Raw genomic sequence first — 14705 nt, forward strand, 5'->3', positions numbered from 1 at the left:
CGCCGCGAGGCGCCGTTTGTGTTTGAGCGGATGGGTTTTCTCAGGCCACCGGCTTCAGGTCGGCATAGGCCGGGTTCGCGGCGTAGAAGCCGTCCAGCCAGCGCACGAGGCCCGGGTTCTTCTCTTCGAAGGCTCCGGGATAGCGCAGCTGAATCCAACCCAGATCGCTCGCGACCGCGAAATGCGCCAAGCTCGGCGCCTCGGGCAGGTTCGCGACATCGGCTTCCAGCGCGTCGAGCCCGCGATGGGCGCGGCGCCATTGCTTGTCGACCCACGGCTGGTGCCGCTTCTCCTCGGGGCGATAGCGCACCTCGTAGAGCGTCGCCATCACCGCTTCCGTCAGACCGTCCGCCAGCGCTTCGACTCGCTTGCAGACCGTCCAGCCTTCCAGCGCCTGCGGGATCAGGAGATTGCCGCTGGCGCGGTCGAAATACTCACAGATCACCCGGCTGTCGTAGAGAACCGAGCCGTCGTCCAGCTCCAGCGCGGGAATCTTGCCGAGCGGGTTGGTGGACAGGAGGTCGTCTCCCTCCGCACCGGTGTCGGTCGGCACGCAGTCGAGCGTGAGGCCGCAAAGATGCGCGGACATGCGCACCTTCGACGAATAGGGCGAAGGCTTGGAATAAAGCAGGCGCATGACGGCTCCGGTCAGAAGCGGCGAAGCGATTCGCAGTTCGCGCCGTAGACCTTCCACGGGTCGAGGCCGAGAACGCAGCCTTCCGCGCGCCAGCCGACCCCGGCATAGCCCATCGGATATTCGATGACGTAGTAGAGCGTGCGATGCTCGCCGGACGAGATCAGCGCCGTGCCCTGGCAATAGCGCCGCTCGATCAGTTTGGTGCCGGCGCGGGGCTGGTAGGCCTTCTCGTAGAGGCCGGAAAATTCCACGACCTGGAGCGCGGCGTGGACGGTGTTCGGCGCGCCGTATTCGAACTGGTCTTCGACCTGCGCTAGCACGCGCGGGTTCTCGCAGGCCGGCACGAGGGCGTTGGTCACCACCACGGCCCGCTCGGCGGGCGCCTGATAGTAGTCGGCCGCGAAGGCGGGGGCGGTGCTGGCGGCGCAGGCCGCGAGGCTGACAAGGGCGGAAAGGTGTCGGCGCATGGTGCGGCTTCCTCGGATGCGGGCGGGGTGGCGCGCGGGAATCATCAGTTCGCCATCATATTGCACCGAATCATTCTTCGGCCAGCACATGAATGCCACATTCCGCACCCGGCGAAAGGGTGAGGACGGGTTGGAGCAAGGCAAAAATCGCCTCCGCCTCCGCCGCGAACGTATAGGGCGGGTTCACGACCACGAGACCGGTGCCGACCAGCCGTTCTTCGGCCGTGTGCGGCTCGCGACGGAAATCGGCCGCGACGATATTGGGAATGCCGCTTTCGCGCAGCAGATCATGAAAGCGTCGATGCTGGGCCGGCCGCTTGATCGGATACCAGACGGCATAGACGCCGCCCGGCCAGCGCGCATGCGCGCGCGCCAGTTGCTCCACGATCGTCTCGATCTCGTCGGTGCGCTCGAAGGGCGGGTCGATCAGCACGATCCCGCGCTTTTCCTTCGGCGGCACGTGGGCGCCGAGCGCCAGCCAGCCGTCGAGCTCGATCGCCTTCACGTGGCTGTCCCCAGCGAAGAGCTCGCCCAGCGCCCCGGCGTCCACGGGATGCAGCTCGTAGGCGCTGAGCCGGTCCTGCCGGCGCAGGAGCTGGCGCGCGATCAGGGGCGAGCCGGGATAGGTGTCGGTGCCAAAGCGCGCCCGCGCCGCTTCCACCGCCGCGCGATACTCGGCCAGAAGCGGGTCGTCCCAGGCGGGGGAGGCGACGAGCCGATCGATGCCTTCCACGGCCTCGCCCGTGCGCCGCGCCTCGTCGGCGTCGAGATCGTAGAGGCCACGTCCGGCATGGGTGTCCATGACGCGGAACGGCTTCTCCTTGCGCTGGAGATAGCCGATCAGCCGGCAGAACAGGGCGTGTTTCACCACGTCGGCGAAGTTTCCGGCATGAAAGGCGTGGCGGTAGTTCACGTCGTTCTCTTTCCCGTTTCGAAGACGCAGCGTTCACAGGTCGCATACCGCAGTGCGGAACCCGAACCCCCATATCCGCTTCTGATAGCCGATAGCGCGGCTTCGCGCGAAACGATCGCAAAGGATTTTCCATGGCCCATACCAAGCTCTTCGAATCGTTCGATCTGGGGCCCCTGCATCTTTCGAACCGAACCGTCATGGCACCGCTGACGCGATCACGCGCCACGCCGGACGGCGTGCCGAAAGAGATGCATGTCGAATACTACCGCCAGCGGGCGGGCGCCGGCCTCATCATTTCCGAGGCCACGAACATTTCCGTCGAGGGGCGCGGCTATGCCTGGACGCCCGGCATCTATTCCGACGAGCAGGTGACGGCCTGGAAGAAGGTGACGGACGCCGTGCATGCCGAAGGCGGCAAGATCGTTCTTCAGCTCTGGCATGTCGGCCGCATCTCGCATCCCGACCTTCAGCCGGGCGGCGCTCTGCCGGTGGCGCCCTCGGCGGTGAAGCCGAGCGGCAAGGCCTTCACGGAAGAAGGCTTCAAGGACCATGTCGAGCCGCGCGCGCTGGAGGAAGCTGAGCTTCCTCGCCTGATTCAGGACTACGTGAAGGCGACGCGCAACGCCCGCGCGGCCGGCTTCGACGGCGTCGAGGTCCATTCGGCCAATGGCTACCTGCTCGACCAGTTCCTGCGCGACGGCACCAACACGCGCACGGACCGCTACGGCGGCTCGATCGAGAACCGGATGCGCCTGCCTCTCGAAGTCGTGGACGCGGTGGTCGCGGCCTGGGACAAGGCGCATGTCGGCATCCGCATTTCGCCGGTCACCGTGATGGGCGGCTCCAGCGAGAGCGACCAGCAGACGCTCTTCAACGCCTATGTCGAGGAACTCGACAAGCGCGGGCTGCTCTATCTTCATGTGATCGAGGGGCAGACCGGCGGCGACCGGGGCAAGGACGGGTTCGACTATCACGCCCTGCGCCAGCGTTTTCACGGCACCTATATGGGCAACAACGAATACGACGTGGACCTCGCCAAGCAGCGTCTCGACGCGGGCGAGATTGATCTCGTCTGCTTCGGCAAGCTCTTCATCTCTAATCCCGACCTCGTGGCGCGCCTGCGCATCGGCGCCCCGCTCAACGAGTGGGATCAGAACACGTTCTACGGCGGCGACGAGCACGGCTACACCGACTACCCCTCGCTGACGCCCGAGGAAGTGGCGCGCTACGCCCACGCCGCCTGATCTCAGGTTCGGAAAGGCCGCTCCCGCGAAAGGGGCGGCCTCATTTTCATGGTTCGCATTCGCAAATTGAATTGGGGTCGCTCGCGCCCCATGCGATAGGATCGCGCCATGAACCAGCACGTCCCGCCCAAGATCGGCTTCACCGCCTGCCCGCACGACTGCCCCTCGACCTGCGCGCTCGAGGTGGAGATCCTGGCTCCCAACCGCATCGGCCGCGTGCGTGGCGCCGAGGGCAACAGCTACACGGCGGGCGTGATCTGCGCCAAGGTCGCCCGCTATGCCGAGCGCGTCCACCATCCCGACCGGCTCCTGAAGCCTTTGCAGCGCGTCGGCGCCAAGGGCGAGGGTGGCTGGCGCGAGATCGGCTGGGACGACGCGCTGGACCTCGTCGCCGAGAAGTTCCTCAAAGCCGAAGCGCAACACGGCTCGGAGTCGGTCTGGCCCTATTATTATGCGGGGACGATGGGTCTCGTGCAGCGCGACGGGATCAACCGGCTGCGCCACGCCAAGCGTTATAGCGGCGAGTTCGACACGATCTGCACCAATCTGGCCTGGACCGGTTTCGTCGCCGGGACGGGGCATCTGGCTGGGGTCGATCCGCGCGAGATGGCCCAATCCGACTGCGTGGTGATCTGGGGCACCAATGCGGTGGCGACGCAGGTCAACGTCATGACCCACGCGATCCGCGCCCGAAAGGAGCGCGGCGCCCCGATCGTCGTGATCGACATCTACGACAACCCGACCATGAAACAGGCCGACATCGCGCTGAAGCTGCGGCCGGGCACGGACGGGGCGCTGGCCTGCGCGCTCATGCACATCGCCTTTCGCGACGGCACGGCCGACCGGGCCTATCTCGCGCGATATGGCGACGATCCGGCCGGGCTGGAGGCCCATCTACAAAGCCGCACGCCGGCCTGGGCGAGCGCCATCACCGGCCTGTCCGTCGACGAGATCGAACGGTTCGCCGCCCTGATTGGCCGCACCAAGCGGACTTTCTTCCGCCTCGGCTACGGCTTCTCGCGCCAGCGCAACGGCGCGGTCGCCATGCATGCCGCGCTCTCGGTGCCGACCGTCTATGGCCATTGGCAGGTCGAAGGCGGCGGCGCCTTCCACAACAACGGCGCGCTCTGGCGTTTCGACAAGGCGCTGATCGAAGGTCTCGGCGACGAGGACTCTTCGATCCGGCATCTCGACCAGTCGCGCATCGGCGCGGTGCTGACGGGCGATGCCGGCGCGCTGGCCGGCGGGCCGCCGGTCACGGCGATGCTGGTGCAGAACACGAACCCAGCCAATGTCGCGCCCGAGCAGCGCGACGTGGTGCTCGGCCTGCTACGCGAGGATCTCTTCGTCGCGGTCCACGAGCAGTTCATGACCGACACGGCGCGACTCGCCGATCTCGTTCTGCCGGCCGCGACCTCGATGGAATATGACGACATCTATCGCGGCGGGGGGCAGAGCCACATCCTGTTCGGCCCCAAGCTGATCGACGCCCCAGACACGGTGCGCACCAACCATTTCGTGGTGGAGGAACTCGCCAAGCGGCTCGGCGTCGCCGACCGGCCGGGGTTCGGGCTGACCGAACGCCAGCTGATCGACGATCTCCTGCTTCGCAGCGGCTACGAGGGCTTGGACCGGCTGGAGGCCGAACGCTGGCTCGACGTGCAGCCCGGCTTCGAGGAGGCGCATTACATCGGCGGCTTCAAGACGCCGGACCGACGCTTCCGCTTCCGTGTCGACTGGGCGGGCCTCTCGGCCCCCAACCGGCCGCCCGAATCCATGGGCCTGCTCGGGCCGGTGGAGAAGCTGCCGAGCTTTCCCGACCATGCCGAGCTGATCGAGGAGGCCGATGCGGACCATCCGTTCCGTCTCGCCACGCCCCCCGCGCGCCAATTCCTGAACTCGACCTTCGCCGAGACCGACGGCTCGCGAAAGCGGGAAGGAAAGCCCGAGCTGAAGATGCATCCCGACGATGCCGAGCGGCTGGGATTGATCGACGGGCAGCGGGTGGAGATCGGAAATCGGCGCGGCGAAGTGGTCCTGCCCCTGAAGGTGGACGCGGCGGCCAAGGCCGGCGTTCTCATCCACGAAGGGCTCTGGCCGAACGGCGCCTTCGAGCGCGGCGAGGGGATCAATGTCCTGACCGGGGCCGATCCGGCGGCGCCCTTCGGCGGGGCGGCTTTTCACGACAATCACGTCTGGGTTCGGGCTCTCTGAGAACCATCGGCCGCGGGATCGCACCAGCGGCCGAGTCTTTCAGGCGAAAGGCGAAACCAGGATCGAGGCGGGCGTTGCATCCGGCGCAGCGTCGCGATGCGCAAAGACGGCGCGGCCGCCTTCCATCCGCACCTGCCCGTCCAACACCAGCCGGAGCGCATGCGGATAGAGTCGATGCTCGGCGGTAAGAAGGCGGGCGGAGAGGCTGTCCGGGGTGTCGCCCGGCTCGATCGCGATCGCGGCCTGCGCGATGACCGGCCCTTCGTCCATGTCTTCGGTCACGAAATGCACTGTGCAGCCGTGGAGGCGCATGCCCGCTTCCAGCGCCCGTTCATGCGTGTGCAGGCCGGGAAAAAGCGGCAGGAGCGAGGGATGAATGTTGATCATGCGCCCGCTGTAATGGCCGACGAAGCGAGGCGTCAGTAGCCGCATATAGCCGGCAAGGCAGACGACATCGGGCCGAAACGCGTCCAGTGCCTCGATCAGCGCCTCTTCATGCGCCTCGCGCGAGCCGAAGCCCTTGTGGCTGATGGCGACGGTGGCGATGCCGCGCGCCTCGGCCGTCCGCAGGCCGCCCGCATCCGCCTTATTGGACAGGACGGCGACGATCTCGCCGGGAAAGCCGGCGAAGTCGGTCGCCTGCAACAGAGCGTTCATATTGGAGCCACGGCCCGAGATCAGGACCGCGACGCGCTTCTTGGGCAAGGTCTCGCTCACAGGGCGAGCGTTCCGTTGAAGGTGACGGCAAGCTCGCCCTCGCGCGGCAGAATGCGGCCGAGCGGGAAGACGCTCTCGCCCTCGCTCCGCAGAATGGCGGCGACCGCCTCGGCCTCTGCTTCGGCGACCACGACGATCATACCCACGCCGCAATTGAAGGTGCGCAGCATCTCGGCCTCGGCGACGCCGCCCTGGCGCGCCAGCCAACCGAAGACCGGCGGCACGGCGACGGCTTGAAGATCGATGTCGGCCCGAAGATGCTCGGGCAGCACGCGCGGAATGTTCTCGGGGAAGCCGCCGCCGGTGATGTGTGCCAGCGCCTTGACGCCGTCGCCGGCGCGGATCGCGGCCAGAAGCGGCTTCACGTAGATGCGCGTCGGCTCAAGGAGAGCCTCGGCCAGCGTGCGCGTGGCGTCGAACGGGGCGGGGGCGTCATAGGCGGCGCCCGCCTGCTCCACGATGCGGCGCACCAGCGAATAGCCGTTGGAATGAACGCCGGAGGAGGCAAGGCCGAGGATCACGTCGCCTGCCGTCAACTCGGCGCTCGGCAGCAGACGCCCGCGCTCGGCCGCGCCCACGGCGAAACCCGCGAGGTCGTAGTCCTTCTCCGCGTAGAGGCCTGGCATCTCGGCGGTTTCGCCGCCGATCAGCGCGCAGCCGGCCTGCCGGCAACCGTCCGCGATGCCCGCGACGATCGCCTCGCCCTGCGCGGGGTCCAGCTTACCGGTCGCGAAATAGTCGAGAAAGAACAGCGGCTCGGCGCCCTGCACGACGAGATCGTTGACGCACATGGCGACGAGATCTACCCCGATCGTGTCGTGCCGGCCGGTGTCGATCGCGATCTTCAGCTTGGTGCCGACGCCGTCATTGGCCGCGACCAGAACGGGGTCCTTGAAGCCCGCCGCCGTCAGGTCAAACAAGCCGCCGAACCCGCCGATCTCCCCGTCCGCGCCGGGGCGGCGGGTGGAGCGCACCAGCGGCTTGATGCGTTGGACGAGTTCGTTGCCCGCGTCGATGTCGACGCCGGCTTCGGCATAGGTCAAACCGTTCGTGGTTTCGGCGGTCATGGCAGCTTTTCCCCTTTGGGGCGAGTTCGCATGATCGAACCGCGCGGGCAAGACTTTCCGTGCAAGGCCGCAATGCAATTCTGCGCGCGAAAGAGGCCATCCGGCGCCCGATCCGGCGAAGCGGCGGCGCGCCTGGGTTAAGGCGAGGTAAACGAGCGGGGCGTTCGGTGGGCCTTGTGCTTGCCGCGCCCTGGTTTTCCCCCATCTGCACAGGACCGGGCGGAGGGCTTGACCCCCTACCGAGCGGCTGCCTATCTCGAAGTCCCGGCCGTTCCGCGCCGGCCGCCACCGGCGCCGGTTCGCGCTTCGGAGCCCAGTTTCGATGGTCCATGATCGCGCCAAGCTCCTGAAACGCCAGGTCCTCTTCTGGAGTCTGGCGGCGCTGGCCCTCGGCCTTTCGCTCTGGCTGTTCCGGGGCATTCTGCTGCCCTTCGTGCTGGGCATGGTCATGGCCTATTTCCTCGACCCGATCGCCGATTGGCTGGTGCGGCGCGGACTGTCGCGGCTGGCCGCCAGCCTTCTGATCCTGGTCGCCTTCGTGATCGTCATCGCGCTGGTGATCCTGATCGTCGTGCCGGTGATCGGCGGACAGGTCTCGAGCTTCGCCGACCGCCTGCCGCAATATCTCGGCCGGCTGCAGGAACTGGCGCTGGAGCTTCGCACCGGCTCGCTCTCGCGCTTCTTCAATGGCGACGATCAGACCCTGCGGCAGGATTTCCAGACGCTGGTGCGCCAGCTCTCCGGCTACACGACGGCGCTGGTCGCCTCGCTCTGGTCGTCCAGCCTCGCGGTCGTCAACTTCATCTCGCTCTTCGTGGTGACGCCCGTCGTCGCCTTCTATCTCCTGCTCGACTGGGACCGGATGATCGCCAAGATCGACGCGCTCGTGCCGCGCCAGCATGTCGGCACCGTGCGCCGGCTGGCGCGCGAGATCGATCGCGCCGTCGCCGGCTTCGTGCGCGGGCAGGGCAGCGTCTGCCTCATTCTCGGCACCTATTACGCAGTGGGACTGACGCTGGTGGGCCTCAATTTCGGGCTGCTGATCGGCTTCTTCGCGGGCATCATCTCCTTCGTTCCCTATGTCGGGTCGGCCATCGGGCTGATCGTCGCCGTCGGCGTCGCGCTGGTCCAGTTCGCACCGGACTGGATCTGGGTCGCGGCCACGGCGGGCGTCTTCTTCACCGGCCAGTTCGTGGAAGGAAACATCCTCCAGCCCAAGCTCGTCGGCGCCTCGGTCGGCCTGCATCCGGTCTGGCTGATGTTCGCGCTTTTCGCCTTCGGCGCCATCTTCGGTTTTGTCGGGCTGCTGATGGCGGTGCCGGCGGCGGCCGCCGTCGGGGTTCTCGTGCGCTTTGCCATTCATAAATATCTGGAAAGCGAGATGTACTTCGGGCGTTCGATCGAGGTCGGCGCCCCGAAGGAAATCGAGGGAGGCAATCTGGAACTCGCGCTCAAGAACCAGTTCGACCCGAAGTCGGGACGCTCGGTTTGACCGCGCGGCCTCCCTCGCAGATCCCCTTCGATCTGTCGCCGACCCCTTCGCTGGCGCGGGATGATCTCGTCGTGGGCGAAGGCAATGCCCTGGCCGCAGGGGCGATCGACGCTTGGCCGGAATGGCCGCATCCCGTGCTGCTCGTGGTCGGCCCGGTGGGGTCGGGCAAGACGCATCTCGCCACGGCCTGGGCCGAGATGGCCGGCGCGACGCCGCTTCTTCCGGGCGAGCCGGCCTCGACGCTCATCAGCCAGACGCCCTTCGCCGTGCTGGTGGAGGATGTCGATCGCGCGGGTTTCGACGAGACCGAGCTGTTCCAACTCCTGAACGCGGCCCGGCTCGGCGGCGGCAGCGTGCTTCTGACGTCGCGCCTGCCGGCCTCCGCGCTGCCTTTCCAACTGCCCGATCTCCTGTCGCGCCTTCGGGCGGCGACGGTGGTGGATCTTCTCGCGCCCGACGAGATGCTGCTCTCCGGCGTCCTGATGAAACTCGCCGCCGATCGGCAGATCGAGCTTGAGCCCAAGCTGATCGACTATGCCGTGGCGCGCATGGAGCGCTCCCTGGAGGCGGCGGCGGAGCTGATCCGCCGCCTTGATCTGGAGGCCCTGGCGTCCAAGGAGCGCATGTCCCGCGCGCTCGTCGGGCGCATCTTGACGGAAATGGAAGAGGAAAGGGCGCGGCAGTCATGAAACAGTCGCGCAGGTCCCCTAAGGCAATATCCAACTGTATCTTTTGAGGCGACGGCTGAGCATGAGCGACGTGATCACTCCCGAGAATCCGCAGAGCCAGACCCAGGCGGAGCCCGCCAAGGACGCAGCCGAAGGGCTGGGCGCCTTCATGGACGGCGCGGGCGAGCGGGACGACGCTCTCGAAGCCTCGGAACTCGATCAGGAAGACCAGCTCGAATCGGAAGGCTTCGACGACGAGCCTTTGCCCGATCAGCCGCTAATGGAAGCGATCGGCATCATCCCGGTGTCGCAGCCGGCAGCCGAGCCCGCCGTCAGCGAACTGCCGTCCGACCGCTACGTGAACCGCGAAATCTCCTGGCTCCAGTTCAACCGCCGCGTCTTGGAAGAAGCGCAGAACACCGCGCATCCGCTTCTGGAGCGCGTGCGCTTCCTGTCGATCTCGGCCGGCAATCTGGACGAGTTCTTCATGGTGCGCGTCGCCGGCCTCGCCGGTCAGGTCCGTGAAAAGGTGGAGGTGCGCAGCATGGATGGGCTGCTGCCGCAGGAGCAGCTCGATCGTATCCTGGCCGAAGTCACCAGCCTGCAGCAGGACCAGCAGGCCTCGCTCGCCTCGCTGGTGAAGGACCTGCGCGCCGCGCGCATCTCGATCGTCGGGGCGGGCGACGTGAAGCGCGAGGACAGGGCTTGGCTGGAGCGCCATTTCAATGAGTCGATCTTCCCCGTCCTGACGCCGCTCTCGGTCGACCCCGCGCACCCGTTCCCCTTCATTCCCAATCTCGGCTTCACCATGGCCCTGTCGCTCGTTCGCGAGCGTGATTCGCAAGGGATGAACGCGCTTCTGCGCCTGCCCGTGGCGCTCCAGCGCTTCGTGGAACTGCCGCTGACGGAAGAGGGCGAGGCGCGTTTCGTACCGCTCGAAAGCGTCGTCGCGACCTTCATCTCCAAGCTGTTCCCCGGCTACCGGGTAAAGGGTCAGGGCACGTTCCGCATCATCCGCGACTCCGATATCGAGGTCGAGGAAGAGGCCGAGGATCTCGTGCGTCTATTCGAGACGGCCCTGAAGCGGCGCCGTCGCGGCTCGGTGATCCGTATCGAGTTCGACCATGTCATGCCGGAATCGCTGCGCAATTTCGTGGCCGGCGAACTCGGCGTCGCGGAAAATCGCATCTCCGTGATGGACGGCCTCTTGGCGTTGGATTCGGTCTCGCAGATCGTCAAGCTGCCGCGCGACGACCTGAAGTTCGACCCCTACATCCCGCGTTTTCCCGAGCGGATTCGCGAGCACAATGGCGATTGTTTCGCGGCCATCCGCGAAAAGGACATCGTCATCCACCACCCCTACGAGAGCTTCGACGTGGTGGTGCAGTTCCTGCGCCAGGCCGCGCGGGACCCCGACGTCGTCGCCATCAAACAGACGCTCTACCGCACCTCCAACGACTCGCCGATCGTGCGCGCTCTGATCGACGCCGCCGAGTCTGGCAAGTCGGTGACGGCGCTGGTCGAGTTGAAGGCGCGCTTCGACGAAGAGGCCAATATCCGCTGGGCGCGCGATCTCGAGCGGGCCGGCGTGCAGGTCGTCTTCGGCTTCATCGAGAAGAAGACCCACTCCAAGCTCTCGCTCGTGGTGCGCCGGGAGGAAGGCAAGCTGACCTCCTTCGTCCATGTGGGGACGGGCAACTACCATCCGATCACGGCCAAGATCTACACCGATCTCAGCTACTTCACGATCGATCCCGACATCGCCTACGATGTCGCGCATATCTTCAACTACATCACCGGCTATGCCGAGCCGACGGAGCTACGTAAGCTCGCCATGTCGCCGCTCTCGCTGCGCAAGCGCATCCTTCAGCATATTGAGGAGGAGATCGAGCACGAAAAGGCGGGGCGTCCGGGCCAGATCTGGATGAAGATGAACTCGCTGGTCGACCCGCAGATCATCGACGCGCTCTATCGGGCGAGCCAGGCCGGCGTCGAGATTGATCTCGTGGTGCGCGGCATCTGCTGCCTCAAGCCGCGCGTGGCCGGCCTGTCGGAGAACATCCGCGTCAAGTCGATCGTCGGCCGCTTCCTGGAGCACAGCCGCATCTTCTGCTTCGGCGCGGGGCACGGCTTGCCTTCGGAAAAGGCGATCGTCTACATGGGTTCGGCGGACATGATGCCGCGCAACCTGGACCGGCGAGTGGAAACCTTGATCCCGATCACGACGCCCACCGTCCACAGCCAGGTCCTGTCGCAGATCATGCTCGCCAATATTCTCGACAATCAACAGAGCTGGTCCGTCCTTGCCGACGGTACGTCGCGACGGATCGCGCCTTCCGAGGGTGAGCAGCCGTTCAACGCCCAGCGCTATTTCATGACCAATCCGAGCCTCTCGGGTCGGGGGAAGGCCCTGAAGTCGAATGCACCCAAGCTCATCGCAAGGCAGCGTGCCGAGCACTCACGCTTCGATTGATCTTCTCCACCCGCACGGCCGGATTCCCGGCCGTGCTCCGGTGGCGGTGGTCGATATCGGATCGAACTCGGTTCGACTCGTGATCTACGAGGGCAATGTCCGGGCCCCGACCACCCTCTTCAACGAAAAAGTCCTGAGCGGTCTGGGGCGCGGCATCGCGCAGACCAACCGGCTGGACGACAAGTCCGTCGCCAGCGCGCTCGCCGCGCTGCGGCGGTTCCGCACCTTATGCGACCAGAGCGGCGTGACCGAGATCCATCCGATCGCCACCGCCGCCGCGCGCGAGGCGGCGAACGGACCGGACTTCGTGGCCGCCGCGGAAGCCGCGCTCGGCTGCCCCATCACCATACTTTCGGGCGCCGACGAGGCGCATTACGCGGCCGAAGGCGTGATCGCCGGCTTCCATGCGCCGAACGGCATCGCCGGGGATCTTGGTGGCGGGAGCCTGGAGATCGTCGAGGTCGCCGACGGACGGATCGGCAAGGGCATCACCATGCCCCTGGGCGGCCTGCGCCTGCAGGACCTCTCGGGCAACGACATTGCGAAGGCGCGCTCCATTGCCGAGAGCCATGTGGCGAACTCGGACTTCGCGGCGATCGCCGCCGGGCGGCCCTTCTATGCCGTGGGCGGCACGTGGCGGAACCTGTTCAAGCTGCACATGGAGCAGTCGAATTATCCCGTCCATGTCATGCATGGCTACCGGGTGCGGCCCGCGGAGGTCGAGAGCTTCCTCGCCAATGTCGCAAAGAACGACCCGGACAAGCTGCCGGGCATCGGGGCGATCTCGCGCAATCGTCGGCAATTGCTCGCCTTCGGTGCCGTCGCCATGCAGGCGGTGATCTCTCAGCTGAAGCCGTCCGAAATCGTGCTGTCCGCCTATGGCGTGCGCGAAGGCTATCTTCATTCGCGCCTCAGCGAAGACGAGAAGGCGCGGGACCCGCTTCTGGAATCGGCGATCGAGCTGTCCTTCCTGCGCTCGCGCTCGCCCATCCACAACGAGGAACTGGTGGACTGGTCGACCCGCACCTTCGAGGCGCTGTCGATCAACGAGACGCTCTACGAATCGCGCCTGCGCAAGGCGGCCTGTCTGCTGACCGATATTTCCTGGCGCGCTCATCCCGACTATCGCGGCCGCCAGAGCCTGTCGATCATCGTGAACGCCAACATCCCGGCGGTGGACCATCCCGGCCGCGTCTATCTCGCGCTCGCCAACTACTATCGTTACGAGGGCGAGTTCGACGCGGGTGTCCTGGAATCCATCGGCAGCGTGCTCGACCCGCGCCTTCTCTATCTCGCGCGCGTTCTCGCCTCGCTGTTCCGGGTCAGCTACCTGCTGACTGCGGCCATGCCCGGCGTTCTCGGCCGCCTTTATTGGAAGCAAGACCCGCGCGGCGGCTTCTCGCTCGTGGTGCCGCGCGATCTGGAGCCGCTGCTCGGCGAGCGCCCCGACGCGCGCCTTCAGGCGTTCGCGAAGGTCGTGGAGCGCACGCTGCGCTTCGACGTGCGCTGAGCGCGACGCGAGTGTGATTTGAGAAGGGGCGGTGCCATGGGCACCGCCCTTTTTTCGTTCAGAGCTGAACGATCTCGACCTTGCGATTGCGGTAGACCAGCGCCGTGCGACCGGCCAGAAGTTCCAGCGCGCGGGCGCCGAACAGGTCTCGCCGCCAGCCCTGGAGCGCCGGCACGTCGGCCTTGTCGCCGTCCACAGCGAGCTTCTCTAGATCGTCGCTCGAGGCGATCAGGCGACCGGCGACGCCGCGCTCCTCCACCACGATCTTGAGGAGAACGCGCAGGAACTCCACCGCCGCCGCCGTGCCTTCGGGCAGGGCCGGGGGCTTGGGGATGGGAGGCAGCTGCGCCTTCGGAATGGCGTTGGCGCGCGCGACGGCGGCCAGGATCTCGCGGCCCGCCGAGGAGCGCTCGAAGCCCTTGGACACCGTGCGAAGCCGCGACAGCGCCTGTTCGTCGCGCGGCTGCTGCTGGGCGATCTCGTAGAGCGCGTCGTCCTTCAAAACGCGCGAGCGCGGCTGGTCGCGCGTGCGGGCCTCGCGCTCGCGCCAGGCGGCGATCTCTTTGAGCACCGCCAGCTCGATCGGCTTGCGGATGCGCAGTTTGAGGCGCTTCCAGGCGTCGTCGGGGTGGATGTCGTAGGTGCCGGGATCGGACAGGATGGCCATCTCGTCGGCAAGCCAGCTCTCGCGCTCCTCCACCGCCAGCGCCTTGGCGAGGAAGCGATAGGCGTCGCGGAGATAGGTCACGTCGCCCAGCGCGTATTCCAGCTGCTCGGTGGAGAGCGGCCGGCGGCGCCAGTCGGTGAAACGCGAGGTCTTGTCGATATGGCCTTTGGTGGTGCGGGCGACGAGCTGGTCGTAGGCGATCGACTCGCCGAAGCCGCAGACCATGGCGGCGACCTGCGTGTCGAACAGCGGCGCGGGAATGAGCCCGCCGAGCTTGTGGATGATTTCGAGATCCTGCCGCGCGGCATGGAAGACCTTGAGAACCGACGGATCGGCCATCAGCTCGAAAAAGGGCTTGAGGTCGATTCCCTCGGCCAGCGGGTCCACGAGCACGGCGAGCTCGTCGGACGCCATCTGGATGAGGCAGAGCTCGGGCCAGAACGTGGTCTCGCGGATGAACTCGGTGTCCACGGTGACGAACTCGGCCCGGGCGAGGGTGCGGCAGGCATCGGAAAGGGCGGCGGTGGTGGTGATCGGCTCCATGCTTCGATCCTTAAACGATGCGCGAGCGCGAAGGAAAGCCGCGCTTGCGCGCAAAACTTGACAGGGCGGGCGCTTGATGTGCTTTTCCCGCGC

Annotated in this window: 12 protein-coding genes; 6 read left to right on the forward strand and 6 right to left on the reverse strand. The window is 66.6% G+C overall.

The genetic code is table 11. The features are described from left to right. Positions 1–40: 40 nt before the first annotated feature. The 3 genes from AUL32_RS14210 to AUL32_RS14220 all read right to left on the reverse strand — a co-directional run bounded on the left by AUL32_RS14210 (position 41) and on the right by AUL32_RS14220 (position 2017). On the reverse strand, positions 41–637 hold the full coding sequence (locus AUL32_RS14210) for a glutathione S-transferase family protein (protein ID WP_062116084.1): 597 nt from the start codon (positions 635–637) through the stop codon (positions 41–43). A gap of 11 nt (positions 638–648) precedes the next feature. Then, positions 649–1104: a hypothetical protein gene (locus AUL32_RS14215; RefSeq protein ID WP_244497878.1), complete on the reverse strand. Its 456-nt coding sequence runs from the start codon at positions 1102–1104 to the stop codon at positions 649–651. 70 nt (positions 1105–1174) lie between these two features. Then, entirely contained in the window at positions 1175–2017 is an 843-nt protein-coding gene (locus tag AUL32_RS14220; protein ID WP_062116087.1) for a 23S rRNA (adenine(2030)-N(6))-methyltransferase RlmJ, read from the reverse strand. A gap of 131 nt (positions 2018–2148) precedes the next feature. Here AUL32_RS14220 and AUL32_RS14225 point away from each other — a divergent pair, with 131 nt between their 5' ends. Continuing rightward, positions 2149–3261, forward strand: a complete 1113-nt coding sequence (locus AUL32_RS14225; protein WP_062116090.1) for an alkene reductase — start codon at positions 2149–2151, stop codon at positions 3259–3261. Positions 3262–3369: 108 nt separating this feature from the next. After that, a complete protein-coding gene (locus tag AUL32_RS14230) occupies positions 3370–5475 on the forward strand; it encodes a molybdopterin-containing oxidoreductase family protein (protein ID WP_062116093.1) in 2106 nt (701 codons plus the stop codon). A 39-nt stretch (positions 5476–5514) separates the two neighbouring features. On the opposite strand, the gene purN is transcribed toward AUL32_RS14230, so the two are convergent. Together purN and purM are read right to left on the reverse strand one after the other, a co-directional pair. Then, complete coding sequence (purN, locus tag AUL32_RS14235) at positions 5515–6192, reverse strand: phosphoribosylglycinamide formyltransferase (protein ID WP_280137585.1); 678 nt, start codon at positions 6190–6192, stop codon at positions 5515–5517. Continuing rightward, positions 6189–7259, reverse strand: a complete 1071-nt coding sequence (gene purM / locus AUL32_RS14240; protein ID WP_062116096.1) for a phosphoribosylformylglycinamidine cyclo-ligase — start codon at positions 7257–7259, stop codon at positions 6189–6191. Before purM ends, purN begins: the two co-directional genes overlap by 4 nt. Before the next feature lie 322 nt (positions 7260–7581). On the opposite strand from purM, the gene AUL32_RS14245 reads away from it, so the two are divergent. The 4 genes from AUL32_RS14245 (at position 7582) to AUL32_RS14260 (ending at position 13402) form a co-directional block, all read left to right on the forward strand. After that, positions 7582–8751, forward strand: a complete 1170-nt coding sequence (locus AUL32_RS14245) for an AI-2E family transporter (RefSeq protein ID WP_061976376.1) — start codon at positions 7582–7584, stop codon at positions 8749–8751. Beyond that, on the forward strand, positions 8748–9440 hold the full coding sequence (locus AUL32_RS14250) for a hypothetical protein (protein WP_062116099.1): 693 nt from the start codon (positions 8748–8750) through the stop codon (positions 9438–9440). Before AUL32_RS14245 ends, AUL32_RS14250 begins: the two co-directional genes overlap by 4 nt. 61 nt (positions 9441–9501) lie before the next feature. Continuing rightward, positions 9502–11892: an RNA degradosome polyphosphate kinase gene (locus tag AUL32_RS14255; protein WP_244497880.1), complete on the forward strand. Its 2391-nt coding sequence runs from the start codon at positions 9502–9504 to the stop codon at positions 11890–11892. Next, positions 11867–13402, forward strand: coding sequence for a Ppx/GppA family phosphatase (locus AUL32_RS14260; protein ID WP_441294108.1), 1536 nt, complete (start codon positions 11867–11869; stop codon positions 13400–13402). The genes AUL32_RS14255 and AUL32_RS14260 overlap by 26 nt, the downstream gene beginning before the upstream one ends. 58 nt (positions 13403–13460) lie before the next feature. Here AUL32_RS14260 and rnd read toward each other — a convergent pair whose 3' ends face one another. Further along, a complete protein-coding gene (gene rnd / locus AUL32_RS14265; protein ID WP_061976374.1) occupies positions 13461–14612 on the reverse strand; it encodes a ribonuclease D in 1152 nt (383 codons plus the stop codon). Positions 14613–14705 lie beyond the last annotated feature (93 nt).

It is taken from the genome of Aureimonas sp. AU40 (assembly GCF_001463785.1).
GTDB lineage: Bacteria > Pseudomonadota > Alphaproteobacteria > Rhizobiales > Rhizobiaceae > Aureimonas.